At 73.9% G+C, this 26,117-nt stretch carries 23 protein-coding genes and 1 pseudogene; 7 read left to right on the forward strand and 17 right to left on the reverse strand.

Annotation, left to right across the window (positions count from 1 at the left end; translation table 11 throughout):
* Positions 1-52: 52 nt before the first annotated feature.
* The 3 genes from ACFYNS_RS05740 (at position 53) to ACFYNS_RS05750 (ending at position 2,851) form a co-directional block, all read left to right on the forward strand.
* Positions 53-805: a DeoR/GlpR family DNA-binding transcription regulator gene (locus ACFYNS_RS05740; RefSeq protein WP_360294765.1), complete on the forward strand. Its 753-nt coding sequence runs from the start codon at positions 53-55 to the stop codon at positions 803-805.
* 5 nt (positions 806-810) lie between these two features.
* Positions 811-2,202, forward strand: a complete 1,392-nt coding sequence (locus ACFYNS_RS05745; protein ID WP_388601018.1) for a 6-phospho-beta-glucosidase — start codon at positions 811-813, stop codon at positions 2,200-2,202.
* A gap of 241 nt (positions 2,203-2,443) precedes the next feature.
* Positions 2,444-2,851, forward strand: a complete 408-nt coding sequence (locus ACFYNS_RS05750) for a hypothetical protein (RefSeq protein ID WP_388601019.1) — start codon at positions 2,444-2,446, stop codon at positions 2,849-2,851.
* A gap of 49 nt (positions 2,852-2,900) precedes the next feature.
* Here ACFYNS_RS05750 and ACFYNS_RS05755 read toward each other — a convergent pair whose 3' ends face one another.
* The gene (locus ACFYNS_RS05755; RefSeq protein ID WP_388601022.1) at positions 2,901-3,449 is read right to left on the reverse strand and encodes a DoxX family membrane protein; all 549 of its coding nucleotides are present in this window, start codon (positions 3,447-3,449) and stop codon (positions 2,901-2,903) included.
* Positions 3,450-3,683: 234 nt separating this feature from the next.
* On the opposite strand from ACFYNS_RS05755, the gene ACFYNS_RS05760 reads away from it, so the two are divergent.
* Positions 3,684-4,436 (forward strand): SDR family NAD(P)-dependent oxidoreductase, encoded by a 753-nt coding sequence (locus tag ACFYNS_RS05760; RefSeq protein ID WP_360303132.1) that lies wholly within the window; start codon positions 3,684-3,686, stop codon positions 4,434-4,436.
* A gap of 69 nt (positions 4,437-4,505) precedes the next feature.
* Here ACFYNS_RS05760 and ACFYNS_RS05765 read toward each other — a convergent pair whose 3' ends face one another.
* Together ACFYNS_RS05765 and ACFYNS_RS05770 are read right to left on the reverse strand one after the other, a co-directional pair.
* Positions 4,506-5,636 (reverse strand): MFS transporter, encoded by a 1,131-nt coding sequence (locus ACFYNS_RS05765; protein ID WP_388601428.1) that lies wholly within the window; start codon positions 5,634-5,636, stop codon positions 4,506-4,508.
* A 148-nt stretch (positions 5,637-5,784) separates the two neighbouring features.
* Positions 5,785-6,918 (reverse strand): hypothetical protein, encoded by a 1,134-nt coding sequence (locus tag ACFYNS_RS05770; protein WP_360303126.1) that lies wholly within the window; start codon positions 6,916-6,918, stop codon positions 5,785-5,787.
* A 210-nt stretch (positions 6,919-7,128) separates the two neighbouring features.
* Between ACFYNS_RS05770 and ACFYNS_RS05775 the strand changes: the two are divergent.
* Positions 7,129-7,371 (forward strand): annotated as a pseudogene (locus ACFYNS_RS05775) (type B 50S ribosomal protein L31); the annotation flags it as partial.
* A gap of 352 nt (positions 7,372-7,723) precedes the next feature.
* Here ACFYNS_RS05775 and ACFYNS_RS05780 read toward each other — a convergent pair.
* Positions 7,724-8,374 carry an NAD(P)H-binding protein gene (locus ACFYNS_RS05780; RefSeq protein ID WP_360303128.1) on the reverse strand — a complete coding sequence of 217 codons (651 nt, stop codon included), beginning with the start codon at positions 8,372-8,374 and terminating at the stop codon, positions 7,724-7,726.
* A 156-nt stretch (positions 8,375-8,530) separates the two neighbouring features.
* On the opposite strand from ACFYNS_RS05780, the gene ACFYNS_RS05785 reads away from it, so the two are divergent.
* Positions 8,531-9,436 carry a helix-turn-helix domain-containing protein gene (locus ACFYNS_RS05785; RefSeq protein WP_388601026.1) on the forward strand — a complete coding sequence of 302 codons (906 nt, stop codon included), beginning with the start codon at positions 8,531-8,533 and terminating at the stop codon, positions 9,434-9,436.
* Positions 9,437-9,439: 3 nt separating this feature from the next.
* Here the strand turns inward: ACFYNS_RS05785 and ACFYNS_RS05790 are convergent, their stop codons facing one another.
* Positions 9,440-12,040 carry a glycoside hydrolase family 3 C-terminal domain-containing protein gene (locus ACFYNS_RS05790; RefSeq protein WP_360303332.1) on the reverse strand — a complete coding sequence of 867 codons (2,601 nt, stop codon included), beginning with the start codon at positions 12,038-12,040 and terminating at the stop codon, positions 9,440-9,442.
* A gap of 344 nt (positions 12,041-12,384) precedes the next feature.
* Between ACFYNS_RS05790 and ACFYNS_RS05795 the strand changes: the two genes are divergently transcribed.
* Positions 12,385-13,446: a cation diffusion facilitator family transporter gene (locus ACFYNS_RS05795; protein WP_388601028.1), complete on the forward strand. Its 1,062-nt coding sequence runs from the start codon at positions 12,385-12,387 to the stop codon at positions 13,444-13,446.
* A gap of 290 nt (positions 13,447-13,736) precedes the next feature.
* On the opposite strand, the gene ACFYNS_RS05800 is transcribed toward ACFYNS_RS05795, so the two are convergent.
* The 12 genes from ACFYNS_RS05800 to ACFYNS_RS05855 form a co-directional block, all read right to left on the reverse strand.
* Positions 13,737-14,999 carry a lytic transglycosylase domain-containing protein gene (locus tag ACFYNS_RS05800; protein WP_388601031.1) on the reverse strand — a complete coding sequence of 421 codons (1,263 nt, stop codon included), beginning with the start codon at positions 14,997-14,999 and terminating at the stop codon, positions 13,737-13,739.
* Between the two features lie 72 nt (positions 15,000-15,071).
* Entirely contained in the window at positions 15,072-16,295 is a 1,224-nt protein-coding gene (locus ACFYNS_RS05805) for a hypothetical protein (protein WP_388601033.1), read from the reverse strand.
* A 21-nt stretch (positions 16,296-16,316) separates the two neighbouring features.
* Entirely contained in the window at positions 16,317-16,901 is a 585-nt protein-coding gene (locus ACFYNS_RS05810; RefSeq protein WP_360303699.1) for a hypothetical protein, read from the reverse strand.
* Between the two features lie 66 nt (positions 16,902-16,967).
* Positions 16,968-17,558 (reverse strand): hypothetical protein, encoded by a 591-nt coding sequence (locus ACFYNS_RS05815; protein ID WP_388601037.1) that lies wholly within the window; start codon positions 17,556-17,558, stop codon positions 16,968-16,970.
* A gap of 1 nt (position 17,559) precedes the next feature.
* The gene (locus tag ACFYNS_RS05820; protein ID WP_388601040.1) at positions 17,560-18,378 is read right to left on the reverse strand and encodes a hypothetical protein; all 819 of its coding nucleotides are present in this window, start codon (positions 18,376-18,378) and stop codon (positions 17,560-17,562) included.
* Entirely contained in the window at positions 18,375-19,607 is a 1,233-nt protein-coding gene (locus ACFYNS_RS05825; protein ID WP_388601041.1) for an MCE family protein, read from the reverse strand. The genes ACFYNS_RS05820 and ACFYNS_RS05825 overlap by 4 nt, the downstream gene beginning before the upstream one ends.
* Entirely contained in the window at positions 19,607-20,794 is a 1,188-nt protein-coding gene (locus ACFYNS_RS05830; protein ID WP_388601044.1) for an MCE family protein, read from the reverse strand. The genes ACFYNS_RS05825 and ACFYNS_RS05830 overlap by 1 nt, the downstream gene beginning before the upstream one ends.
* Positions 20,791-21,957: an MCE family protein gene (locus ACFYNS_RS05835; RefSeq protein WP_388601047.1), complete on the reverse strand. Its 1,167-nt coding sequence runs from the start codon at positions 21,955-21,957 to the stop codon at positions 20,791-20,793. Before ACFYNS_RS05835 ends, ACFYNS_RS05830 begins: the two co-directional genes overlap by 4 nt.
* On the reverse strand, positions 21,957-23,003 hold the full coding sequence (locus ACFYNS_RS05840) for an MCE family protein (RefSeq protein WP_360301275.1): 1,047 nt from the start codon (positions 23,001-23,003) through the stop codon (positions 21,957-21,959). The genes ACFYNS_RS05835 and ACFYNS_RS05840 overlap by 1 nt, the downstream gene beginning before the upstream one ends.
* Positions 23,000-24,031 (reverse strand): MCE family protein, encoded by a 1,032-nt coding sequence (locus tag ACFYNS_RS05845; protein WP_360301277.1) that lies wholly within the window; start codon positions 24,029-24,031, stop codon positions 23,000-23,002. The genes ACFYNS_RS05840 and ACFYNS_RS05845 overlap by 4 nt, the downstream gene beginning before the upstream one ends.
* The gene (locus ACFYNS_RS05850) at positions 24,028-25,296 is read right to left on the reverse strand and encodes an MCE family protein (protein ID WP_360301280.1); all 1,269 of its coding nucleotides are present in this window, start codon (positions 25,294-25,296) and stop codon (positions 24,028-24,030) included. The genes ACFYNS_RS05845 and ACFYNS_RS05850 overlap by 4 nt, the downstream gene beginning before the upstream one ends.
* Positions 25,293-26,114 carry an ABC transporter permease gene (locus ACFYNS_RS05855; RefSeq protein WP_360301283.1) on the reverse strand — a complete coding sequence of 274 codons (822 nt, stop codon included), beginning with the start codon at positions 26,112-26,114 and terminating at the stop codon, positions 25,293-25,295. The genes ACFYNS_RS05850 and ACFYNS_RS05855 overlap by 4 nt, the downstream gene beginning before the upstream one ends.
* Positions 26,115-26,117: the final 3 nt, after the last annotated feature.

Consider the following 26,117-nt stretch of genomic DNA (forward strand, 5'->3'; position numbering starts at 1 on the left):
ATAGGTCGGTCACAGTCGCGCAAAGACGCTCAGCCGCGCTAGGGTGCTGCGCATGTTGCGCGAAACCCGGCACGAGAAGCTGCTGCGGATCCTCCACGAGGAGGGGGTGCTGCCCGTCGTCGAGATCGCCCGGCGGCTCCAGGTCAGCGAGGCCACGGCGCGCCGCGACGTGTCCGACCTCTCCGACTCCGGACGACTGCGGCGGGTGTACGGCGGCGCCATCGCCCGGGAACCGGTCGAACGCCCCTTCGCGGAGGAGGAGGTGGACGACCTCCCCGCCAAGGAAGCCGTCGCCGCGGGCGCCGCGGAGCTGATCAGCAACGGCGAGACGGTGCTGCTCGACATCGGCACCACCACCCTCCAGCTGGCACGCCTGCTGCACGGCCGGAAGGTCACCGTCGTCACCTCCAACCTCGCCGTCTACGAGGAGTTGCGCTCCGACCCGGAGGTGACACTGGTGCTGCTCGGCGGCGAGGTGCGGCGCAACTACCGCTCGCTGGTCGGCCAGATCACCCGGGCCGCGCTCCGCGAGATCTACGCCGACCGGGTCTTCCTCGGCACCAGCGGGGTATTGGCCGACGGTCGGGTACTGGACACGACCGAGGTCGAGGTCCCCGTCAAACGGGCCATGCTGGGCTCGGCTCGCCAGGCCGTGCTGCTGGCCACCCCGCGCAAGTTCCCCGGCACCGGCAGCGCCCGGGTCTGCCAGGCCGGCGACATCGACATGCTGATCACCGGCCGGGAGTCCGATCCGGCCACCCTCGCCACGTTCCGCGAGGCCGAAGTGGAGGTAGTAGAGGTATGACGGGAATGACAGCAGCGCCGGACCCCACCGGCGCGGCCGGCCTGCGGCTCACCGTGCTCGGCGGGGGCGGATTCCGGGTCCCGCTGGTCCACCGCGCACTGCTGGACGACGCGCAGGACCCCGACGCGGCCGGGCGCTGCACCGAACTCGTCCTCCACGACACCGACCCCGGCCGGCTGCGCGCCATCGGCGCCGTCCTGGCCGAGCAGGCGGCCGGGCATCCGGGACCGGCACCCGCCGTGCGCACCACGACCGACCTCGACGAGGCCCTGAGCGGCGCCGACTTCGTCTTCAGCGCCATCCGCGTCGGCGGACTCGCCGGGCGGGTGCGGGACGAACAGCACCCGCTGGCCGAAGGGCTGCTGGGCCAGGAGACCGTCGGCGCGGGCGGGGTGCTCTACGGACTGCGCACGATCCCGGTGGCCACCCGCATCGCCGAACGGGTGGCCGCGCTCGCCCCGCAGGCGTGGGTCATCAACTTCACCAACCCGGCGGGCATGGTCACCGAGGCGATGAGCCGGGTGCTGGGCGACCGCGTCATCGGCATCTGCGACTCCCCCGTCGGGCTCTGCCGCCGCGCCGCGCGGGCCGCCGGTGCCGACCCCGACCGCGCCGACTTCGACTACGTGGGCCTCAACCACCTCGGCTGGCTGCGCCGCATCGTGGTCGACGGCACCGACCGGATGCCCGCGCTGCTGGAGAACGCCCCGGCGCTGGAGTCGTTCGAGGAGGGCAAGCTCTTCGGCACCGCGTGGCTGCAGGCCCTGGGCGCGCTGCCCAACGAGTACCTGCACTACTACTACCACCACCGGGAGGCCCTCGCCGCGATCCGCGCTGCGGACGCCACCCGGGGGGAGTTCCTCGCCCGGCAGCAGGAGGGTTTCTACGCCAAGCTCTCCGGCGGCGACGACGGAGCCTTCCGGGCGTGGGAGGAGACGCGCCGCGAACGCGAGGAGACCTACATGGCCGAGAGCCGCGAGGCGTCCGGCGGTTGGCAGCGCGAGAGCTGCGACCTGGACGGCGGCGGCTACGACCGGGTCGCGCTGGCCCTGATGCGGGCCATCGCGCGCAACCGGCGCACCACGCTGATCCTCAACGTCCGCAACCGCGGCGCCGTGCCCGGCCTCGACGCCGACGCCGTGGTCGAGGTGCCGTGCCTGGTCGACTCCGGCGGTGCCCGCCCGCTGGCCACCGGACCGGTCGCCGACGACCAGTTGGGGCTGATGCTCCAGCTCAAGGCCGTCGAACGCGCCACCGTCGAGGCCGCGACCCGCGGCTCGCACCGCGCGGCGCTCCGCGCCCTGGCCCTCCACCCGCTGGTCGACTCGGTCCACGCGGCCGAGCGCGTCCTGGAGACCGCGCTCCCGCTGGGGTCCCGGGAAGACTCCGCGGGGTGAGCGGATCCGGTCCGCGGGGCGGGCGGAGCTGCCCCGCGGACGGGTGAGCCGACAACCGGGCGGCACCTGGGCATCACCGGTTCGGCTCGTCCCCGGGTCCTCCGCAGTCTCTCCTCTTCTGTTCCACCCACCGAACAGCTCCGGGCCCACTAGGCTCACGGCTCGGGGTTCGGGGGGATGTTCAGCCGTCGACACAGAGGAGCAGAAGGTGCGCGGGACAGTCGCGGGAGCGACCTTAGTCATGGTGTGCGCGTTGGTGACGGGCTGCGGCGGGGGCTCGGACGACGGGGAGGCGGACAGCGGCGGCGCCTCCGCCGCGGCGGAACCGAAACAGACGTGGGGCCCGCCGAAGACCCACCGAGTCACCCTGCGGGTGGAGGGCTCGGGCTCCTCGCAGATCGGCTGGGCGGCGGGCGACAGCCACTTCGAGACGGCGACGCTGCCATGGAAGCACGAGGACCAGGTCACGCTCGAGGGAGCCGAGTTGAAGAACGGCGTCCAGCTCTATGTCACGCCGCAGGCCGTCAAGGGCGCCGACGGCAGTTTCGTCTTCCCGGCCTGCGTCCTGGAGGTCGACGGCAAGACCGTCGACAAGAACGCCGGCGGCGAGAGCTCGCAGGGCTGCAAGTACACGCTCAAGGGCTCCTGAGGAAACCGCCGGCCGGCGGCCGATGACCGGGCCGCCGGCCGGTGGACCGCTACCCGGAGCGGGCGGTCCGGCCGCGACCCGGGTGGCAGCGCGCCGCGCGTGCGGTACCCGAGGCCCCCCGGGCCGCCGCGTGGCGGGAGTGCGCGGGGCAATGCCGGGCCCTGTGCTTCTTGGCGCGGGCCCGCAGCGCCCGGGCGCGCGCGTGGTGGTCGGCGTCGCTGACGACGGCCAGCAGACCGCCCACGATGGCGGAGTTCTTGCCGAAGTGGATCCGGTGGGCGGCCCGCTGCCCGGGATCGTCCTGCTCCCAGAACGGGTGCCCGGCCAGGGTCGTGGGCAGCAGCGAGCCGGCCAGCGCCAGCGCCGCAGTCCGCGGCACGCGTCCGGTGGCCAGCAGCGCGCCCGCCACCACCTGGACCGCGGCGTTCACCCGTACCAGCGTCACATCGTCGCCCGGCAGCGGAACCTTCTCGCGCAGCCGCTCCAGGAAGGGCGCCGCCAGCTCGGCCGGCGGCTCGGGCCGGCTCAGCGTCCCCACTCCCGCGTTGACGAAGAACACGCCCAGAAGCGGGCGGGAGACCAGTTGCAGTGGCGTCATACGGGGTCCTCGGGTTTGCGGGCGGCCGGAGCAGGCGGCGGCGGTGCCGTCACCGCCATGGCACGCGCCTCCCGGCCGCGCCGCAACCCGGAGCCCGCCGTCCGGTGCACGGCACGCGCCGGCCCCGCGGTGCCGGGCACGCCGCTGCTCACCCGGACGGCTGCGGAGGCGGTGCGGTCCACCGCGGCAGGGCGGAGGGTGACCGGAACGGGCACCGAGCAGGAGGTCGTGCGGATGAGCGGCGAGTTCGACGGCAGGGCCGCGCTGGTCACCGGCGCCGCCTCCGGGATCGGGCTGGCCGTGGCCCGCCGGCTCGCACGGGAGGGCGCCCGGGTCGTCGTCGCGGACCACGACGAGGACGGCGCGCAGCTCGCGGCAGGCGAACTGGAGACGGCGGGGGCGACCGCCGAGGCGCTGGTCGTCGATGTCACCGACCCGGATTCGGCGCGGGAGGCCGTGCGGTTCACGACCACGACCTTCGGCGCGCTCGATCTGGTGGTGAACAACGCGGGCGTGGGCGGCCCCTCGATGCCCACCGGCGAGTACGAGATCACCGCCTGGGACCGGGTCATCGCCACCGACCTCAGCGGAGTCTTCTACGGGCTGCGCTACCAGCTTCCCGTCATGGCCGCCGCGGGCCGCGGGGCCGTCGTCAACATGGCCTCCATCCTGGGCACCAACGGCTTCGCGGGCAGCCCCGCCTACGTGGCCGCCAAGCACGGCGTGGTGGGCCTGACCAAGACGGCGGCCCTCGAATACGCCGACAAGGGCGTGCGGATCAACGCCGTCGGGCCCGGCTTCATCGACACGCCCCTGCTCCGCGAGACGGACAACCCGATGCGCGAGCGCCTCGTCTCGCTGCATCCGCAGGGCCGACTGGGCACCGCGGAGGAGGTCGCGGAGCTGACGGCGTTCCTGCTCTCCGACCGCGCCTCCTTCGTCCAGGGCAGCTACCACCTGGTGGACGGCGGGTACGCGGCCCGGTGACGCCGCCGACGGCACCGCCTACGGCTCCGGAGCCGCAGGGGCGGGGCGACGGGCGGGCGCTCGCGGAGTTCAGTCGGCCGGGGCGGGCGCGGCGGCTCTCCGGGTCCGCCACAGCCAGGCACCGACCCCGGAGGCGAGCGCCACGACGCAGGCGGAGAAGACCAGCCCCGCGTTGCGCAGCCCCAGCCCCGTGCTGAGCGCGCCCACCCCGACGACGGGCAGCGAGATACCCAGATAGGCGACCACGAACAGCGCCGAGATGGTGCCCCCGCGGTGCTCCTCGGGTGCCCGGCCGCTGACCGTCGCCATGGCCGACCGGAACGCCAGCCCTTGCCCGATCCCCCCGGTCACCGCACCGGTCACCAGCAGCACCAGGGAACTGAGCACCAGCGAGAGACCCACCTGCACCATGCCGAGAACCAGCCCCAGACAGCCCAGCGGAAGCGCCACCGGGGCACCGATCCGAGCGGACAGCGACTGTCCCAGGAGCGAGGCGCAGAAGACCGAGAAGACGACCGCGCCGGAGACCGCCAGGTTGCCGATGTGCAGGGTTCCACTCATGAAGCCCGGCGAGACGGCGGTGAACAGCCCGAAGACGGCGAACCCCGTGAAGCAGGCCAGTGCCGCCGGGACGAACACGGGCCGCACCTGGCGCGGCACCTCCATTCCGCGCGGCCGCAGCCGGGGCCGCGGGCGGGGTGGCCGCGCGGTCTCCGGCAGCGCCAGCGTCAGGGCGCCCGCGGCGGCGAGCAGCACCAGGTGGGCGGCGAACGGCAGGGTCAGCGGGCGCGGCGCGTACTGCGCGAGGACTCCCGCCAGCAGCGGTCCGCAGCCGAGCCCTCCCATGTTCGCGGCGGTCGCGGCGAAGCCCCGGCTGCCACCGGGCGCCAGTTCGAGGACGGCCGCGGTCGCGGCGCCGGAGAGGAGCCCGGCGGCGAACCCGGACAGCAGCCGCCCGCAGAACAGCAACGGCAGCCCGCCCTCCAGCAGGAAGCATCCGGCGCTGGCCGCCGAGAGGAGCAGCGCCGCCAGCAGCACCGGCCGCCGGCCCAGTTTGTCCGAGTAGTCACCGGCCACCAGCAGCGCGGCGATCACACCCACCGCGTAGACGGCGAAGACGACCGTCACCATCAGTTCACCGAAGCCCAACTCCTGCCGGTAGAGGCCGTAGAGCGGGGTCGGCAGCGTGGTGCCGGCCATGCCGGCGGCGAAGATGTAGGCCGCCGCCGCGTACCGCAGCGGGCCGCGCCCGGCGGCGTCCTCGACCTCCTCGGCGAGGTCCCCGGCGGCCGGGTGCGCGGCACCGGCCGACCTGCGGGAGCGCACTCCTCGGTGCTCCAGGGAGCCCTCACCCGGCCCAGGTGTAGCGGACCGCACCCGCGATCCTGCCGTCCCCGGCCAGCACGTCCTCGGCCACGAAGACCACGTCGGCCTCGGTGTCCAGCGCGGCCTCCACCGTCTCGTCCACGATGTCGTCGCGTACCTCCCCGGACGCGTCGCCGACCGCGTCGTCGGCGACCGACGCCAGGTGACCGCCGGTCAGCCGGACCTTCTGCCGGTAGGACTCCTCGACCACGAGCAGCGCGAGCCGGCCCTCCTGCGCGGCCCGCCACACCTCGTCGATCCCCGAGACGAACTCCTTGCGGCCCTTGGCGTCGTCGAGCCGGCGCAGCGCGGCCTCGGCCCGAGTACGCAGCAGTTCGGCGCGGGCGGGCGCGATGGCCTCCTGGACGACCGAGGCGCGCGCGTTGGCGAGCCCGCCCTTGGGCACGGTGGCCAGCGCGCCGCGTGCCGTATGCGTGCCGACGTCGGCCAGCGCGGTCAGCCCGTGCTGCAGTCCGGCCACCAGCAGCGGCCTGGGTTCGACCGCCAGTACCTTGGCGAGGTCGGCGTCCACGTCCCGCAGGTGCTGGAGGGCGGCCTCGTCCCGGTAGCCGGAGGTGACGTCGCCGGTGCGGGAGGCCCGCTCGCGCTCGGAGAGGTCGGTCTCGTGCGCGACCGGGAAGCCGAACCGGTGCTCCTCGGCGAGCTGCTCGCCCGCGCCGCTCCACAGCCTGGCCCGCTCCTCGTCGAAGGTGAGCACCCAGTAGGGCCGGTTCTGGGCCCGGGCGGCGACGAGGTTGCGGGTGAGGAAGGTGTGGTTGACGACGATGCGTTCGGTCCCGGCACGCCGGGTCAGATGCCAGAACTGGTGCTCGCCCTGGGCCGCGAGGACGACCAGCGTGTCGAGCGTGTACACGAGATCCAGCTCGTTCTCGGCCTGTTCGAGCTGTTTGAGCACGTCGGCCCGCACCGACGTGGGCACCTGCGGGTCCGCGGAGAGCCGCCGCCCCGCCTCCGCGATGAGGTTGCGCAGCCGCACCGGGTCCTGCAGCTTGTCCGGCTTGGTGCGGTGGGTGGGCAGCACCAGGGTGACGGCCGGGTAGGGGCGCGGCTTCCGCAGTTCGGCGAGGACCTCGTCGGTCAGGTCGTTGGTGCGCATCCGTACCTCGTTCCGAAAGGGGAGGACGACCGCTCTCCAGCATCACGCGCCGCCTCCGCCTCCGCACGTCGGAGCCGGAGGCCGCGGACCGCGAGTGCGCGCGAGCGGCCGGACAGCGGCCGGAGCGGGCGCGGCACGGGCGGGATGCCGGGGCCGGGGCGCGGACGTAGCCTGGAGAGGGCGCCCTGTACGCGGGGGAAGGAGCGGCTTGTGAAGTCAGACACCCACCCCGACTACCGCGAGGTGGTCTTCCGCGACCGGTCGGCCGGATACGCGTTCCTGACGCGTTCCACGGCCACCAGCGACACCGTGATCGAGTGGGACGACGGACGCACCTACCCGGTCGTCGACGTGGAGATCTCCTCCGAGAGCCATCCGTTCTACACCGGAAAGGCACGTGTCGTGGACTCCGAGGGACAGATCGCCAAATTCCGTCAGCGCTACGAGGGGACGACGCCGGACGAGATCCTGCACGCCGCCCCCGAGAGCGACCCCACGCCCGAGGACCTGGTCCTCGCCTCCGGCCGCGACCTGTCGGAGGAGAACCTGCAGTGGGCCCGCGAGCGCATCGCAGCCGAGGGCCGGGCCGCGCTGGAGCGCCGTCTGCCCTGACCGTGCGGGCCTCTCCCCCCGTGCGGGCCTCTCGCCGCTCCGGCAGCTGCTGCCGGAGCGGCCGTGTCGACGCGGGCCGACCCCGGGGGGGGTGGGTGCCCATATCGACGCGGCACCCACCCGGCAAGGCCGATGGCCGCCCCGGGTGGGTGCCCGGGCGGCGCGGCCGGCCGCCCCGGCCCGGCGGAGGCGCTCAGTCGGCGACGGTGAACCGCTCCCGCACGTGCCGCGGGTTCTCGATCTCGTCGAGCACGGCGACGGCGTAGTCCTCCATCGAGATGCGGCTGACCCCGTTGTCGTCCACGACCAGGTCGTCCTTGCCGGTGCGGTACGTTCCCGAACGCTCCCCCGGCTCGATCGTCGCGGCGGGGCTGATGTTGGTCCAGCGCACGTCCTGGACTCCGCGCAGGTAGGCGAGTGCGTCCCCGTGCGCGTGCATGATCTGCAGGATCGCTTCCGGGAGTCCCTCCGCGTCCCAGACCCGGGAGCCGTCCGGCGTGCGCAGCGAACCGGCACCGCCGACGAAGACCAGCGGCGGCGCCCCGGCGCCGAGCGCGCGCACTCCGGCGACCAGCGACTCGGCGGCCGGTTCGATGGTGGCCAGGTGGCCCGGGCCGTCCTTGCCGCCGACCGCGCTGACGACGACGTCCGCGTTCCCGGCGACCGCCGCGACGGACTCGGCGGAGAGCACGTCGCCGGTGACGACCGTGACCGCCTCACCGGAGGCGACGAACGCGCCGGGGTTCCGCACGACCGCGAGGACCTGGTGGCCGCGGTCGAGCGCCTCGCGCACGACCCTGCTGCCGATGTTGCCGTTCGCCCCGAAGACGGCGATTCTCGCCATGGTGGTACTCCTGTAGCGCTGAGCGGATGAGGGATGGAGGCGCCGAACGCGTGGCGCCTGCGGCCACCGTTCCCGCCGGGTCCCCCGCCGAGGGAGGACGACACCTCGAAGCTAACCGGGCAGCGGCCGCCCCGCGAGGTAAGGTCACGACCAGCCATGGTGAGAACCGGACACACGGCCGCATCCGCGTCCGCCGCGATCCCCGAGCTGCCCTACGCCCCGCCGCCGGGCGTCGCGGCCGCGGGCCTCGAAGTGCTGACGCTGTCCGAACTGCGCGCCCGCGCCGCCCGCGGGGGCCGACGACTCGCCGATCCGCAGCGGCCCGACTTCCACCAGCTCTTCGCCGTGGAGTCGGGGACACTGCGGCAGTCCGTCGACTTCACCGAGCACGCCACAGGGCCCGGCTGTTGGCTGTGGGTGCGGCCGGGGCAGGTGCAGCAGTACACCGACCCGCACGGCGCCGAGGGCGCGCTGGTCCTCTTCCGGCCCGCCTTCCCCGATCCGGCGACGGCGGCGGCCGTGGGTCTGGACGAGGCATCGGAAGCGGTCGCGCGGCAGCCCCGCGACGGGAACGCCCGCGCGGTCCGGTTCGCTCTCGACCACCTGCGTTTCGAGTTCGCCGCCGAGTGGCAGCCACCCGCACGGGGTACGCACGAGGACGTGCTGCGGCACCTGCTGGCGGTGCTGCTGCTGCGGCTCGTCAGCGCACCCGGCGCGAACGGCACGGACGCGGCCCCGCCGCCGGACGCCTTCCGTCACTTCCGGGCCGCCGTGGAGGCCGACTTCGCCCGCACCCGCCGCGTCGCCGACTACGCCCGCGCCCTCGGCTACTCCCCCCGCACCCTCTCCCGCGCCACCCGTGCGGCGGTCGGGCTGGGGGCCAAGGAGTTCGTGGACCGCCGCGTCGTGCTGGAGGCCAAGCGCCTCCTGGCGCACACCGACCGCTCCGCCGCCCGGATCGGGACCGCACTCGGCTTCGCCGACGCCACCAACTTCGCCAAATTCTTCCACCAGCGCACCGGCGGTACCCCGGGCGCCTTCCGCGCCTCGGTGCGCGGTTGACGGCTACGGCAACTCCAGGTCGGCCACCAGGCGGATGTCGGCCGCGCTGCGGCCCGCGGCGAAGCGGTGCGGGCCGCAGCTCGACCGCCAGCCCGGAAGCGCGTCGTCCCAGGTCCGCACGGCGCGCTGCGGCACCTCCAGCTGCGCCTGCGCCGAGTCGCCCGCCGCGGCCTCCACGACGGCGAAGGCGGCCAGCGAGCGGTCCGCGCCCTCGGGCCCAAGATAGAGCTGGACGACCTCGCGGCCCGGCCGGTCCCCGCTGTTGCGCACCCGCACCGTGACCCGGGCGACCGGCGCGTAGGGGGCGTCGGCGCCGGGTTCCTGGACGGTGATGTTCATCGACTCGTACTCCCACCGGGTGTAGCCGAGCCCGTGTCCGAACCAGTAGGCGGGCTCGGCACCGGCCGCACGCCAGGCGCGGTAGCCGATGCGCGGACCCTCGGCGTACGGCAGCCGGCCGTCGCCGTCGGGTGCCACCTGGCGTACCGGCAGGTCGTCGGCCGCGTCCGGCCAGGTGGTCGGCAGCCGCCCGCCCGGTTCGGCAGCGCCCAGCAGCACCTCGGCGAGCGCCTCGCCGCCCGCCTCGCCGGGGAACCAGCACAGCAGCACGGCGGCGACCTCCTCCCGCCACGGCATCAGCACCGGGGCACCGGCGTTGACCACCGCGACGGTGCGCGGATTGGCCGCGGCGACGCTTCTGACCAGGTCGTCCTGGCGGCCCGGCAGGGCGAGGGTGTCCCGGTCGACGCCCTCGGTCTCGGACTCGTCCGTGGTGCCGACGCAGACCACCGCGCAGTCCGCCCCGGCCGCCGCGCGGGCCGCCCGCTCGATCAGCGCCTGCTCGGAGACGGCGGGCGAGCCGTAGCCGAGTTCGAAGGAGATCAGGCCGAAGAGCCCGCCGACCCCGTAGGCGGGCACCGTGTGCAGAAGGCGTACCGGCAGCGGCGTCCCGGCCTCGGCGTCCAGCAGGAAGGTGCGCTGCGGCGGGTTGAGGAACGCGGCGGCCGGGTCCTCGCTCTCGGCCTGCAGCTCGGAGTCGTAGAGCACCCGCTCCCCGGCCTCCAGGCGGAAGTGCCCCACGCCGCGCACCGCGAGCCGATGGGTGCCGCTGCCGGTCGGGGTGAAGGTGCCGACCAGCTCGACCCGGCCCAGGTCGGCGAACGGGACCCCGCCGGGCAGGCTTCCCATCCACCGCACGCTGCCGTCCCGCTGCTCCACGCGGGCCAGCTCGGCGTCGTCCAGCCCGTGCAGGACGGCGGTCAGCCGGAAGCCGTCACCCGCGGTCGCGGGGGCCAGCCGGGAGCGCGGGTCGGGTCCCGGCTCGTAGGACACCTCGGTCCCGGAGGGGACCAAGGCGCGCAGCGCCTCCAGCGGGCTGCTGACGCGCTCGGGGAAGACCTGGGAGCTGCCGCCGCCACCGAACCGGGGCGCCCGGGCGTGCAGCCCGCTGACGGCGATCCGGCGCACGCTGCCGCCGGTGCGCCCCGCGGGGTCCAGCGGCAGCGCGGCAGCCCCGGCCCCGGCTTCCCCGCCCGGTCCCGCGGGCTCGTTGCGCAGCAGGACGCAGGAGCGCACGGCGAGGTCCCGGGCGACGGCCGGGCCGTCGAGCGCCGCCGGCAGCGCGGCGGGCGGCACGGCCGGCGGGGCGCCGTCCAGGACTCCGACACGGGCGGCGAGCAGCAGGACCCGGCGGGCGAGCGCGTCCACCGCTTCCTCCGGTACCCGGCCCCGCCGGACGGCGGCGACCAGGTGTTCGCCGTAGACGGTGTCGGGGCCCGGCATGGCCAGATCGAGGCCGCCGCGTACACAACCGAGGGTGGAGCGGGCGCCGGTCCAGTCCGAGACCAGGGCCCCGTCGAAGCCCCATTCGCCGCGCAGCACGTGGTTGTTGAGCTCGTCATGCTCGCTCATCGTCACGCCGTTGACGCTGTTGTACGCCGCCATCAGCAGCCAGGGACCGGCGGTGCGCACGATGTACTCGAAGGGTTCGAGGTAGAGCTCGCGCAGCGTGCGTGCGTCGGCGCGGACATCGACGGTGTAGCGGTCGGTCTCCGCGTCGTTGGCCACGTAGTGCTTGGGCGTGGCGGCGACACCGCCCTCCTGCAGCCCGGCGACGAGCGCAGCGCCCAGAGCGCCCGTCAGCCGGGGGTCCTCCGCGTACGCCTCGAAGTGCCGCCCGCTGTAGGGGGTGCGGTGCAGGTTGACGGTCGGCGCCAGCACGGCGTGCGCGCCCTTGCGGCGGGCCTCCTGGGCCAGCAGCAGCCCGGCGGTGCGGGCCGCCGCGGTGTCCCAGGAGGCGCCGATCGCGGTGGGGCACGGCAGGGCGACACTGGGGTCCTCGGGCGTCCAGCTCTCCCCCCGCACCCCCGCGGGGCCGTCCGAGAGGACGAGTCGGCCGAACCCGGCCGCCGAGGGGCCGCCGTACGGGCCGACCGACCACATGTCCGTCCCCGCGAGGAGGGCCACCTTGCCCGGCAGGTCCAGTCCGGCCAGCACGGCCTCGACCCGGGCTGCCCGCTCCCGCTCCCCCGACTCCGGACGTCCCCCCTCGCCGGGGTGCGCGGCGGGTCCGCGGTCAGCGCCGTCCCGGGAGCTGTCGTCCATCTACGACTCACACCGCCCATATCGCTCTTTGTCGATCGCCGGTTTGCGGCCAGCTTCTCAGATCCGGCGGCCCGCGGACGCGGGAATCCGGGTGAAGTCATCACGATGCAGGACGGGCCGCGAGCGCCCGCAGCCCGTGGCATGCGCGCGGTCCCGGGTCGGAGCGACAACGGAATTCATGAAGAAGTCGCAGGTCACAGCGGTGTTATCGGTATTGACAACGGTCACCGGTGCAGTCTTTGCAGCCACGCGACGCGGTGGGTTTCACTGCCTGTGGACCCGGGAGCGCAGGGGCGCCGGCCCACGGTGCAGGCAGCACGGCCGCGGGTCGCCGAGGGGCAACGATGGGGAGGACCGACGTGGGTGCGAGGGACGAGCACGGACACCGGAAGCCCGGCCACGGGCACGAGGGGGAACCGGGTCAGGAGCCCGAGCGGGGGCACGGACCGGAGCACGGGCACGCGGGGCACACGCACGGCGTCTCGGCCGGAGCCGACCGGCGCTGGCTGTCGGCGGCGCTGGCGCTGATCATCGTCTTCATCGTCGTCGAGACGGCCATCGCGGTACTGGCGGGCTCGCTGGCCCTGCTGTCGGACGCGGCGCACATGCTGACCGACGCGTTCTCGATCGTGCTGGCGCTGGTGGCGATGCGGCTGTCGGCGCGGCCCGCGCACGGTGGCTTCACCTTCGGACTCAAGCGCGCGGAGATCCTCTCGGCCCACGCGAACGGGCTGACGCTGATACTGGCCGCCCTCTGGCTGGGCTACGAGGCCGTACGCCGGCTGATCGACCCGCCCGAGGTGACGGGCTGGATGGTGCTGAGCACGGCTCTGGTGGGCATCGCGGTCAATCTGCTGGCCACCTGGTGCCTGTCCCGGGCGAACCGCTCCTCGCTCAACATCGAGGGCGCCTACCAGCACATCCTCAACGACCTGTTCGCCTTCATCGGCACGGCCGTGGCCGGTCTGATCGTCCTGACCACCGGGTTCGCGCGAGCCGACGCCCTTGCCACGCTGCTGGTCACCGGCCTGATGCTGAAGGCGGGCTGGGGACTGCTGCGCGACTCCGGCCGCATCTTCCTCGAAGCCGCGCCGGTCGGGCTCGACCCGGACGAGGTCGGTGCCGAACTGGCCGCCACCGACGCGGTCACCGAGGTGCACGACCTGCACATCTGGACGATCACCTCGGGCGAACCCGCGCTGTCGGCCCACGTCCTGGTGGAGCCCGGCGGCGACTGCCACCGCGTCCGCCGTGCCCTGGACCGGATGCTGGCCGAGCGGCACGGACTGACCCACACCACGCTGCAGATCGACCACGCGGACCGGTCCGCCGACGGCGGCCGCACCCCGGCGGGGTCAGCGGCGGGCCACTGCGAGACCCCGCACGGCCCGGTGCACCTCGGCTGAGGGCACCCGCCGGACCGGGAAGGGCCGTTCGGCCCTGCCGGGCAGCGCGGGGGCAGGGCACTCTGGAGGAAGTCCCGGGCGTCGCCCCGTCTGACGCCCGGGCCATACCACCACTGGGCAGCCGCCCGCGGCCTGTGGGGGGCCCGCGGGCGGCATCAGCGTGCCGGAGCCCCGTGCGTGCGCGCCGGCCTCGCGGGGCGGCGCGCACGCACGGGGCCGCGCGAAAGCACAGCTCCGCGGGGAAGCGCCGCGGGCGGCAGGTTCCCCGCTCTCCCGTGGAAGTCCCCCGGTCAGCCGGCCGCTCCGCTCCCGCAGGGAGCGCCGCTGCCGGTGGGAGTCGGCGTGGGGGACGGTGACGGCGACTTCGTCGGGCCGGGCGTCGGCGATCCGGAGTCCTGCGGGCAGCCCGGCGACTCGCCGGAACCACCCCCCGGAGTCCCGGAGTCGTCCGGGTCGGGGGAGCCGGAAACGGAACCGGTGGGGCGGGGACTCGGTCCGCCGCCGGGTTCCGCGCCGCCACCGCCGCCGGGACTCCCGGATCCGGAGGTCCCGCCGCCCGGGGTGGCGCCCCCGCCCTTGCCCTTCTCCTCTTTCTTGCTGCTCCTGTCCTTCTTGCCGCTCCCGTCCCTCGTCTTGTCCGCGCCGCCCGCGCCCGGACTGGTCGGCAGCACGCCCTCACCGTCCGGCACGGCGTGGGTGCCCTCGCGGTAGAAGCCGAACCAGGCGAGTACGGTGCGCAGATAGGCACCCGAGTGGTTGTAGCTCAGGACCGCCGCGCGCAGTTGGGCGGGGCGGGTCAGGTCCCGGTCCCCGGCGCACAGGTAGCGGCCGGCGGCCAGCGCCGCGTCGTGGATGTTGTGCGGGTCCTTCCTGCCGTCGCCGTTGCCGTCCGCGCCCCAGCTGCGCCAGGTGCCGGGGATGAACTGCATGGGGCCGACCGCCCGGTCGAACCGCGTGTCGCCGTCCCAGGCTCCACCGTCGGTGTCCGTGATGCGCGCGAACCCGCCGCCGTCCAGGACCGGGCCCAGGATCGGCCTCCGGGTGGTGCCGTCGGACCGCAGATCGCCGCCCCGCGCCTGCCCGGACTCCACCTTCCCCAGCGCCGCCAGCAGTTCCCAGCGCAGCCCGCATCCGGGGTCCTGGGCCCGCAGCCGCCGCTCGGCGTTCCGGTAGGCGCGCAGCACCGTCGCCGGTATGCCGGATTCGGCCTCGGCCCTGTCCCGCAGGCCGGGGGTGCGGGCGGACCGGATGCCGTCGGGGTCCGCCAGGGGCGGGAGTTCGACGTGGTACGAGCCGTCGTCGGCGGCGCCCTCCGGATACGGGGTGCCCGTGCGCACCGGCTTCCAGGGTTCCCGGGCCTCCGGGGGGCCGACCGCGCCGGGTGCCTGGGAGGCCGTCAACGCGGCGACCGCCAGCGCGGCGAGCGCGGTGCCCGCCGCGCGTCGGCGCAGCCGGACGCGCCTGCCGCCGCCGGGGCGGGCCGGAGCGCTCCGGACGCCGGCGGCGGTGTGGCTGCCGCCCCGGCGGGCGCGGGTTCCCTCCTGCTGCGTCATCTGCTCGCTCTCCTCCCGGTGCGTGCCGACCGATGCCGGGCGGGTCCGGTGCGGGCCCGGAGCCCGAGCCCGTCAGTCGAGGGTGTCGATCGCGGTGATCCGCCACGCGCCGTCCTTCCGCACGGCGTTGACGGCGAGCATGGCGCCCGCGTAGGTGGCGTTTCCGTTCTCCGCCTTGTCCTTGTCCTTGGCTGTGCCTTTGGACTCGTCCTCGGGCTCGCCCTCGGATCCGTCCCCGGAGCCGGACTTCCCGGAGTCTGACTGCTTGCCGGCCTTCCCCGCAGTGCGGGCGCTGTGCTGGTCGGCGAAGAGGAGCACCCGGGCGCGGTCCCCCTCCAGCTCGGTGACGGCGCTGTCGGTGACCGTCGTCGTCAGGACCAGCTTCTGCGCCCGGTCCTGCGCCCGGACGCGGGCCAGGAGCGCACGGTGCTGTTCGACGGCGCGCCCGGTCAGCAGCCGGTCGGCCGCACGCTCGTTCTTCTCCGGATGCGCGTGGTCGTAGGAGAAGAGCGCGTTGACCGCGCTGGTGACCTCGCCCTTGACCTCGCTGGTGCGGGCCGCGTCGGCGAGTGCGGAGTTGTGGGCCGAGGCGGTGTTCCGCAGTTCGCGGGCCTCGGTCGCCGCCCAGCCGGCGAAGCCGCCGAAGGCGAGCGTGAGCACCGCGCAGACGACCGGAAGCCCACGGGGAGCCCTCGCGAGCCGTGAGAGCACCGCACCGGGGATCCGGCCACGCGGTGTGTGCTTCCCCTCCGCGCCGTCGGCGGCGGCCGCGGCACCGGACGGCTCGGTCCGCGGCCTGCGCCCCGGCCGGACGGAGGCGCGGGCGGCGGAGCTGCCGGCGGCCGGCGCACCGGCCGGCTTCCGGCCCGGCCTCGCACCGGTCCGGACCCGGGACTTGGCGCCGGCCCCGGGGGCGGTCCTGGCACCGTTCCCCGCGTCGGTCCGCGCGGCCCCGGAGCCGGACTTCAGGGCCGTCCTCGGGCCGGACTTCGGGCGGGTCGCGCGATCCGCCGCCGCGCCCGTCCGCGCGCCCTCCTTCGGGACGGACTTCCGGGCCGTCTTCGGGTCGGTGCCGGAGCCGGCTTCCGAGCCCGTCCCGGGACCCCCCTCCGGGACCGGCTGCTGCTCCTTCGTCCCGGCGGGCCCGGGGCCGGGCTGCGAGCCGCCGGTGCCGCGGGCCGGGGCGTCCGTCGTGCCGGCGCGCCCGGCTGCCGCGGAGGCGGAGCGCTCCGCCTCGGTGCGCGGCCGGGCCTCGAGGCGGCGTCTGCGGTTGACGAGGTGGCGGGTGGTCGACATGGGTTTCCTCCGGCTCTCCGGTCAGTCGCGCTCGTCCGGCTCGGCGGCGGTGTAGCCGACCGGCACCTGTTCGAGGGCGCTGAGCTTCCACCCCTCGCCGGTGCGGGTGAGCTCGCCCCGCATCCGGGTCTGCTTGGTGGCGGGCTTCTCGTCGGGTGCCTTGACCGTGGTGCGGACGGCGATGAGCATTCCGGCCCGTCCCGCGCGCTCGTCCAACTCCGCCACGGCACTGGAGAGGATGCGGGCCGAGGTGACGGTCCTGGCCTCGCGGATCTGCTTCTCGAACTCCTCGCGGCCCTTCTTGAGCTGGCCGCGCAGCTCGCCGGTGGTCGACTGCTCCCAGGAGTCCAGCCCGCTCTCCAGCTTGCGGTGATCGAGCGTGTTGAGGTTCTGCACCGCCTGCTCGCCCGCCGCGCGTACCTCCTCGCGCGTGGCGGCGTAGTCGAGCGTGTCGTCGTGCGCGGCGCCGTACCAGGAGAAGCCCGTCCAGGCCGCGCAGACCAGCGCCCCCACCATCAGGGCCACGGCCGCCACCCGCACCGGCCCACCCGCCGGGGACCACCGGGTGCGCCGCCCCTCCCCCTCCGCCCGTGTCGCCTCTGCCACGTCTCGCCTCTCTTCCCTCTTCCCGTTTCCCTGCTGCCGGGTGCTCCGCGATCCCGCGGTCCGGTCTCAGCGCGCCGTGATGCCGACGATCCGCCAGTCGCCGTGCTGCCGCCGGGCCGAGACGGAGAGCTGGGCGCCGGCGTGCGCGGGGTCGCGGCCCGCGCGGTGCGTGGTCTGGTCGAGGAAGACGAGAAGGTGGGCGCTGTCACCGTGCAGCCGGGTCACCCCCATGCTCACCACCCGGGTGGCGAGGGTCAGCTTCTGCTTTCCCGCGCGCTTCCTGACCTGGCCGAACAGCGACTCGTACTGCTGCGCCGCCTTCCCCGCCAGCACCTTGTCGGCCGCCTTCTCCGTTCCCGACAGGCCCTCGGGGGTGTAGGAGAAGACCCGTGCGAGCGCGTCCTGGACCTCTCCGGAGACCCTGCTGGTCGCCGCCCGGTCGGTGAGGGCCGTGTTCCGTGCTGCCGGACCGCCCGTCAGCTCGGCTGCCCGCACCAGGAATCCGGTCCCGGCCGCGAGTGCCGCCACGAGCACCACCACCGCGCACCAGCCGGCCCGGCGCCGGGTCAGCAGGGCCGGCAGCCAGGCGGCGGCCCGGAGCGCGGAGGTCCGGCGTCCTGTCTCGGCGGTCTCCGCCTCACCACGTCTCCAGCGCACCTCAGCTCTCCTTCTCCACTGCGACCGGCGTCACCGAGGTGAGCTTCCAGCCCTGTTCGGTCCGTTCGAGCCCCGCCTGCATCCGTTTGCGGTCCGTCGCGGGGGCGCCGGAGCGGGTGGCGGTGCGGATCCGCAGGGTCGCGATGAGCGTCGCGGTACCTGCCGTCTCGTCCAGACCGGTCACAGCCGCGTCGGTGACGTCGGCCCGGGCCGTGCTGCCGCGCTCCCGCAGGGTCTTGGCGCTCTTCTTCTCCGAACGGCGCAGCTCGTCGCGCAGGGGGCCGGTGGCGGCCCGGCGCCACTCGCGCAGATCGGCCTCGATGTGCGCGGCATCGACCGAGTTGAGGGTGGCCAGATGGGCGCGGCCGGCTGCCAGGGCCCGATCGCGGGCGCGGGAGTAGGCGAGGTCGTCGTCGGTGTGCGCCCGCCAGTAGATCCACCCGGAGAACGCGCAGAAGAGCAGCGCCGCGACCAGCAGCGCGGCCAGCCAGACCGGCCCCTGCCTGGTGGGGCCGACCGGGCGGGCCGCTTCCCCGGCCGCGTCCTCAGCCTCGTCCGGGGCCACGTCCTCAGCCTCATCCCGGGCCGCGTCCTCAGCCTCGTCCGGGGCCGCGTCCGGGGCCGCGTCCGAAGCCGCGTCCGCGCCGCGGGTGGGCTCCTCTCCGGCGGCGGACTCCTCCTCGGGGCCGCACGCCCCTTCGGCGGCGGGCTGCTCCCCGATCGCGGTCCGGGCCCCTGCGGTGGGCCCGCCGCCGGGCTCCTCCCGCTGGTCCGGCTCCGTCCGGGAGGCGGGCTCTCCTCCGCTCACCTCGATCGTCATCGCTCCTCCTTCAGCCCGAGCAGTCCGGCCACGTCACGGGGTCCCGCGTCGCCCTCGCCGACGGGAGCGGTGGCGGCGCCGGCGGCGTAGGCGCCCGGACGGGCCGGTGCGGGCAGCGGCCCCCCGGTGGGTGCGTTGGCCGAGCCGCGGACGTTCTTGCCGCTGGAGGGCGGGGAGGCGCAGTGGGCACGGTCGTTGAGGGGCGGCGCCTTCCCCGTCTCCAGGCCGCTCCGGTAGGGGGTGTCGTCGTAACCCGCCGTGCACGGCAGCGGGTCGAAGAAGGCCAGGGCCATGCTGAAGGACGCGCCGTCGCGGGTGACGGCCGTGGAGCCGGCGGCCGCCACCCGGGGCAGCTTGACGAGGAGTTCCTCCAGGCCGCGCGCCCGGGTGACGGTCAGTTCGGCGGTGGTGGTGAGGTTGGCGAGCAGCACGCTGAGGCTGGGGTCGAGGTCCCGCAGCAGGCCGGTCACCTGAGTCGCGGCCCCCGGCGTCGCGGTGATGAGGCGGCGCAGGTCGGGGTCGGACTTCTTGAGCCGGCCGAGCAGTTCCTCGGCGCCGTCGGCGAAGTCGCGCAGGGCGCGGCCCTCCTCGCGCTGGGTGCGCAGCACGGTCGCTGAGTCGACGATGAGTCCGGTGGTCTCGGGCGCCGCGGCGTCGGCGGCGTCCAGGAACTCGCTGCCGGTGTCGAGCAGGACCTCCAGGTCGTCGCCCCGCCCCTCGAAGGTCTCGCCCAGTTCGTCGACGACAGTGCGCAGGGAGCTGCGCGGCAGACTGGCGACCAGGTTGTCCACGCTGGCCAGCACCTTGGTGGGAGGTGCGGGCACGGTCGTGTCGGGCCGGCGGATGACGGATCCCTCGTGCAGGAACGGGCCCTCGCCCGTGTCGGGCCGCAGGTCGAGGTACTGCTCCCCGACCGCGGAGAGGTTGGCGACGTGCGCCGTGAGTCCGGCGGGGATCCGCGGAGCCGACTTCCTGATCTTCAGTTCGGCGGAGACCCCGCTGTCGGTCAGGTCGAGGTCGCCCACCCGGCCGACGGAGACCCCGCGGTAGGTGACGTCGGCGTGTTCGTAGAGGCCGCCGGTGCGGGCCAGTTCGACACGGACGGTGAAGTAGTCACGGAGGCCCACGTAGCGGCCCACGTCCGCGTAGCGCACTCCGATGACGCCGAGGACGAGCGCGGCGAGCGCCAGGAAGGCGATGTTCTTCAGGACGGTGGCGCGGGTCAGCATCAGCCCTCACCTCCGGTGGCGGCGACGGCGGGGAGCGGGAGCGGCGCCGCTCCGCCGCCTCCGGAGGCGCCCGGGTCCTGCGGGATCGGCTCCTCCTTCAGCGGCGGGGTCAGCGTGGTGCCGGGCGGCGCCGCCACGTCGAGGTACAGGTTGAGGTAGTCGCCCTTGACGCCGCGCAGCACCTCGTCGGTGAACGGGTAGGTGAACAGCACCTGGAGGGAGTCGGGCAGGTCCTGGCCGGAGTCGGCGAGGCGGCGCAGCGTGGGCGCGAGGGCCTTGAGGTCGGCGACGATGTCGTCCTTGCTGCGGTCGACGGTGTCCACGGCGACCTCGGAGAGGGTGTCGAGGGAGCGGAGCATCGTCATGAGCTGGCCCCGCTGGTCCTCCAGCGTCGTGAGCCCCGGGCTGACGTCGGTCAGTACGGTGCCGATGCTCTTCTTGCGGGCGGCGAGGGTCGCGGAGAGCCGGTTGACGCCGTCCAGGGCCCGGGTGATGTCGCCCTTGTGCCGGTCGAGGTTCCCCACCAGCTTGTCGACGCGGCCGAGCACGGATCTGACCTCCTCCTCGTTGCCGTCCAAGGCCTTGTTCAGCTCGGTGGTGATGGTCTTGAGCTGGTTGACGCCGCCGCCGTTGAGCAGCATCGACAGCGCGCCGAGGACCTCTTCGACCTCGGGGTTGCGGTTGGTGCGGGAGAGCGGGATGCGGGTGTCCCGGCCGGAGCCGTGCGCCGCGGCCGGGCGGGCCGCCGAGGGGGACGCGGTGCCCTTCTCCTCGGGCGGGGCGAGGAGCTGTACGTATTTCTCGCCCAGCAGGCTGGACTGCTCGATGCGCGCGTAGGGCTTGCGGGGGAGCCGGACGTCGCCGTTGACCCGCATGGTGACCTCGGCGGTCCAGCCTTTCCTGGAGAGGGAGATGTCGGTGACCTTCCCGACCGTGACGTCGTTGACTTTCACCGCGGACTGCGGGACCAGGCTGAGCACGTCGCCGAACTCGGCGGTCACCTCGTAGGGGTGGTCGCCCAGGTCGGCGCCGCCGGGCAGCGGCAGGTCCTCGATCCCGGTGAAGCGCGGCAGGTCGATCCCGCCGCCCAGCAGCGTGAGGCCGAGGGCTGCGGCGACGGCGGCCGCGGTGACGCCGGTGCCGACGCGGGCGGCCCGGGAGCCGGGCCTGCCACGGAGCGGGCTCATTCGTCGGCCTCCTCACCGGCGGCGTCCCGCCGTTCGCCGTCCGGGGTGCCGTAGACGGTGCCGGTCGGCGGCAGTGGCACGGCGGGCAGCGCCTTGCGCTCCTCGGGTGTGACGGGCACCAGCCCGGCGGTGCCGCCGGAGGCCGCGCCGCCGGCCGGGGCGAGCGGGCCGCCGGTGCTGATCTCGTTGATGTCGGCGCGGTTGTCGAGGGTGCCCCGGCGGGGGTTGTAGGCCCGCAGGAAGTTGTCCGCGGCCAGCGGGGCGGTGTCGAGGGCCTCGGCGAGGGAGGCGCGCTGCTCGACGAGGGTGCGGGTGATCGGGGCGAGCTTCTTGACGTTCTTCTTCAGGTCGCCGCGGTTGTCCTTGATGAACTTCTTCACCTTGCCCAGTGCCGTGCCGAGTTGGGCCAGCGCCTGGGCGAGGTTCTCCTTGTCCTCGGCGAGGAAGGTGGTGACGTCGCCCAACTGGCGTTCCGCCTCGCGCACCCGCTTGTCGTTGTGCTTGAGCATGGAGGTGAAGGACTTCAGGTAGCTGACGGTGCTGAAGAGGTCGCCGCTGTTCCCGTTGAGGGTCTTGGCGGCCTTGCCGAACTCCTCCACGGACTTGCCGAGCGCCTTCCCGTTGCCGTCCAGGTTCTCCGCGCCCACCGTGAGGAGATCGGAGAGGGCGCCGTCGGAGTTGGCGCCCTCGGGCCCGAGCGCGTCGCTGAGTTCGGTGATGCTCGCATACAGCTCGTCGACCTCCAGCGGTACGGAGTTGCGGCCCGAGGGCAGGACCGCGGCGTCCGCGAGCCGGGGTCCCTTCGTGTAGGCGGGGGTGAGCTGCACGTAGCGGTCGGAGACCAGGCTGGGGGCGATGACGACGGCGCGCGCGTCGGCGGGCACCCGCACGCCCTCGTCCACCAGGAGGGTGACCTCGACCCGCTTTCCGTGCGGTTCGACCGCCTCGACCTGTCCGACGCGTACGCCCAGCACCCGCAGGTCGGACCCCTCGTAGACGCCCACGGCCCGGTCGAACCAGGCGGTGACGCGCATGCCGTGCGAACCGCCGAGCACGGTTGCTCCGCCGGCTGCGGCGCCGATCAGCAGGGTGAGGACGGTTCCCAGTACGAGTGTGCGGGCCCGCAGCGGGCTGCGGCCGCCGGTGGTGGTGGACGCGCGCATCAGCTCTTGCCTCCCGGTTTCGGCGGCCGGCAGTCGTTCTCGGGCGGGGTCCCGGGAGGCAGGTACCGTGCGGGGACGAGGCCGCACAGATAGCTGTCGAACCAGCGGCCGTTGCCGAGGGTGTTGCCGATGAGGCGGTAGTAGGGGCCCGCGACCTTCAGCGCCGCGTCCAGCCGGTTGCGGTTCTTGTGCAGGACGTCGGTGACCCGGTCCAGGGCGCGCAGGGTGGGGCCCAGCTGCTTGTTGTTGTCGTCGACCAGTCCGGTCAGTTCGGTTCCCAGGTCGCGGGTTCCGGTGAAGAGCCGGTGGATGGCGGCGCGGCGGGCGCGGACCTCGGCCAGCAGCTGGTTGCCGTCCCGCAGCAGCGTGCTGAAGTCCGCGCGCCGCTCCTTGAGGGTGCGGGTCAGCTTCTTGCTGCCGCGCAGCAGCTGGGCCAGTTCCGTGTCCCGCGAGGAGATGGTGCGGGAGAGCGCCGAGAGTCCCTCGGCGGCTCCGCGTACGTCCTCGGGGGTGTTCTCGAAGGTGTCGGAGACGGCCTGGAAGCTCTTGGCCAGCTTCTCGGAGTCGAGCTCCTCGAAGGTGCGGCCGAGCCCGGTGAACGCCTGGGTGACGTCGTAGGGAGAGGTGGTGCGGCTGGTGGGGATGCGCCGGTCGGGGTCCTGGCGCCCGCTGCCGAGCGGATCGAGGGCCAGGAACTTCTCCCCGAGCAGGGTGCGGATACTGATGGCGGCGCGGCTGGCGTTGCCCACCCAGGTGTCCTCGACCTCGAAGTCGACGGCGACCTTGGCGCCGTCGAGCGCGACGGCGGAGACTTCGCCGACCTTCACTCCCGCGACCCGTACCTCGTTGCCGGCGCGCAGCCCGGCGGCCTCGGTGAACTCCGCGGTGTAGGTGGTGCCGCCGCCGATGAGCGGCAGGTCGTCGACGCGGTAGACGGCGGTGCCCAGCAGGGCGAGGAGGAGGAAACCGACCAGGCAGACGGCGATCGGGTTGCGCTGCGACATCGGCTTGAGGTGGGGCACCCGGCGTCCCGTGCGGCCGCTCATGACCGGCACCTCGGCTGGGTGACGGCGATGCCGGTGGGTGGTTCGCTGCCGTCGGCCATGGTCAGTCCGCTCGTCCTCGCTTCGCACAGGTAGGTGTTGAACCAGGAGCCGTAGGACGCGAGCCGCGCGAGCGTCCTCATCTTCTCCGGCGACGTGCGCAGGAACGTCTCGAACTGGGGTGTGCCCTTGTCGAGTTGTTCGGAGAGCCGGCCCAACTGGCGGATGTCCTTCTTCAGCGGCGCCCGGCCCTCCTTCAGGAGTCCGGCCGTGGTGGTGGCAAGCCCGCCCATCGCGGTGACCGCGTCGCCCAGCGGCTCGCGGTCCTCGGCGAAGCCCGACACCAGGTCGCGCAGGCTGGTGATGAGCTCGTTGAAGCCCTTCTCCCTGGTGTTGACCGTCTTGAGCACCGAGTTCAGGTTCTTGATCAGCGAGCCGATGACCTTGTCGCGCCGGGCGAGCGTGGTGGTCAGCGAGCTGATGTGGCCGACCAGCGAGGTGACGGTGCCGCCCTCGCCCTGGAGGACGCTGATGATCTCTCCGGCGAGCTGGTTGGTGTCCTCGGGCGAGAGCCCCTGGAAGAGCGGCTTGAACCCGTTGAAGAGCTGGGTGAGGTCGAGCGCCGGTGTGGTGCGGCTGAGCGGAATGGTGCCGCCCGCGGCCAGGGTGCGGCCGACGGGTCCGCTGCCGCGCTTCAGGTCCACATACCGTTGCCCGACCATGTTGAGGTACTTCACGGAGGCGTGTGCCGAGGCGGGCAGGGCGCGGCCCTTCTCCACGGAGAACCGCACTTCGGCGATCCGGTGGTCGACGACGCCGATCTCCTCGACCTTGCCGACCCGCACCCCGGCGATCCGTACGCTGTCGCCCTCCACCAGACCGGTCACGTCGGTGAACCGGGCACGGTAGGAGTCGGTCTCGCCCACCCCCGTGTTGGAGATGCTGAGTGCGAGCACAGCGGTGGCCAGCGAGGTCACCAGGATGAAGACGAGCGATTTGACGAGCGGCCCGGCGAGGGAGGCGCGTTTCACTTGAGTCTCACCTCCGTGCCGCGCAGGGTCGGCCCGACCAGGACGCTGCTCCAGTCCGGCAGGTTCTTCGACGGCGCCAGCACCTCGTTGATGAGCTGGTTCTCCTGTGGCGAGTTGGGCATCCCGGTACCGCCCCGCGCGTCGGCGATGGTGGCGCCTTCACCGGCCGGTTCGGTGCGCTTCTTCCCGGCGGCGGTGCCGTCCGCCGGACCGAGGTAGGGGGCCGAGTAGCAGCGGGGGCCCTGGCCGGCCTCGCTGCCGTAGGCGGGGGCGTCCTCGCCGGGCCGGTAGGCACCGCGGGAGCGGGTGACCTCCAGGTCGACGTGCAGCCCCGGGCGGTCGCTGCCCTTGCCCAGCGCCTGGTCCATCACGGGCACGAAGTTGGCGAGGGTGCGCAGCGTGCAGGGGAAGGACGGGGACCGGGCGGCCAGGATCCGCAGCGTGGGGCGGCTCGCTCCGGCCAGCCGGATGATGTTCTCCCGGTTCGCCCGCAGGAACCCGGTCAGTTCGCGGGCGGTGCCGGTGGTGGTGCCGTAGGCGGTGGCCAGGTCGTCGGCCTTCTCCACCAGGGTGCTGCTGGTGGTGGCGAAGTCGGAGAGCGCGTCGAGAATCCCGGGCGCGGTGTCGGCGTACAGGTGGCTGACCTTCACCAGTTCCTTGACGTCCTGGTTGAGGGCCGGGAGGTGGGGGTTGAGCTTCTTCAGATAGCGGTCCAGCGCGACGAGGTTGTCCCCGAGCTCGGTGCCGCGGCCCTCCAGGGCCTGGGAGACGGCGGTGAGGGTGGCCGCGAGCTTCTGCGGCTGCACGGCAGTGAGGGTGGGCAGCAGGTGGTCCAGGACCTGCTCCAGTTCGATGGCGTTGCGGCTGCGGTCCTGCGGGACGGTGGCCCCTGCTTCGATCGGCCGGGGTGCCGGGTTCCGCGGCGGGACGAGGGCCACGTAGCGCTGCCCGAAGACGGTGGTGGGCAGCATCTGGGCGCGTACGTCGGCGGGGATGTGCGCGAGCTTGCCCGGCTGCAGCGCGACCCGCAGCCGGGCGCCCCTGCCGTCCGAGGTGATCTCCCGCACCTGCCCGACCACTACGCCGCGCAGCTTCACATCGGTGTTGACGTGCATCTCGTGGCCCGCGTGCGAGGTCTCCACGGTGATCTCGGCCGCGTCCGTGAACTGCTTGTCGTAGACGGCCACCGAGAGCCAGATCAGCAGCGCGGGGACGAGCAGCAGGGCCACCCCTGCCAGTCTGCGGCGCGGCGCTGCGGCGCTCATCCGGCCACCTTCACGGTGGTGGTGGCGCCCCACAGGGCGAGGCTGAGGAAGAAGTCGGTGACGCTGATCAGCACGATCGCGTTGCGTACCGAGCGGCCCACCGCGATGCCGACACCCGCGGGACCGCCGGTGGCGCGGTAGCCGTAGTAGCAGTGGGTGAGGATCACCATGACGCTGAAGACGAAGACCTTCAGGAACGAGAGCAGCACGTCGGTCGGGGAGAGGAACAGCCCGAAGTAGTGGTCGTAGGTGCCCGCCGACTGACCGTTGTGGAAGACGGTGATGAACCGGGAGGAGAGGTAGGAGCTGAGCAGGCCGATGCCGTAGAGCGGGATGATGCCGACGACTCCGGCGATGATGCGGGTGGTGACGAGGTAGGGCATGGAGCGGATGCCCATGCTGTCGAGTGCGTCGATCTCCTCGTTGATCCGCATGGCGCCCAGTTGCGCGGTGAACCCGGCTCCCAGGGTGGCCGACAGCGCCAGGCCCGCGACCAGGGGCGCTATCTCCCGGGTGTTGAAGTAAGCGGAGATGAAGCCGGTGAAGGCTTCGGTGCCGATCTGGTTGAGTGCCGCGTAGCCCTGCAGGCCGACCACGGTGCCGGTGAAGAGGGTCATCGCGATCATCACACCGACGGTGCCGCCGATCACGCCCAGTCCCCCGCTGCCGAACGCCACCTGGGCGAGCAGGCGCTGGACCTCGCGCAGGTATCGCAGGAGGGTCTTGGGGACCCACAGCAGCGCGCGGAGGTAGAAGAGCAGTTGGTCGCCGGGTTCGTCGAGCCAGCCGAAGAGGCGTCCGGTGGCGGGGCGGGCCATGGC

The organism is Streptomyces sp. NPDC006925 (assembly GCF_042869575.1).
Classification (GTDB): domain Bacteria; phylum Actinomycetota; class Actinomycetes; order Streptomycetales; family Streptomycetaceae; genus Streptomyces.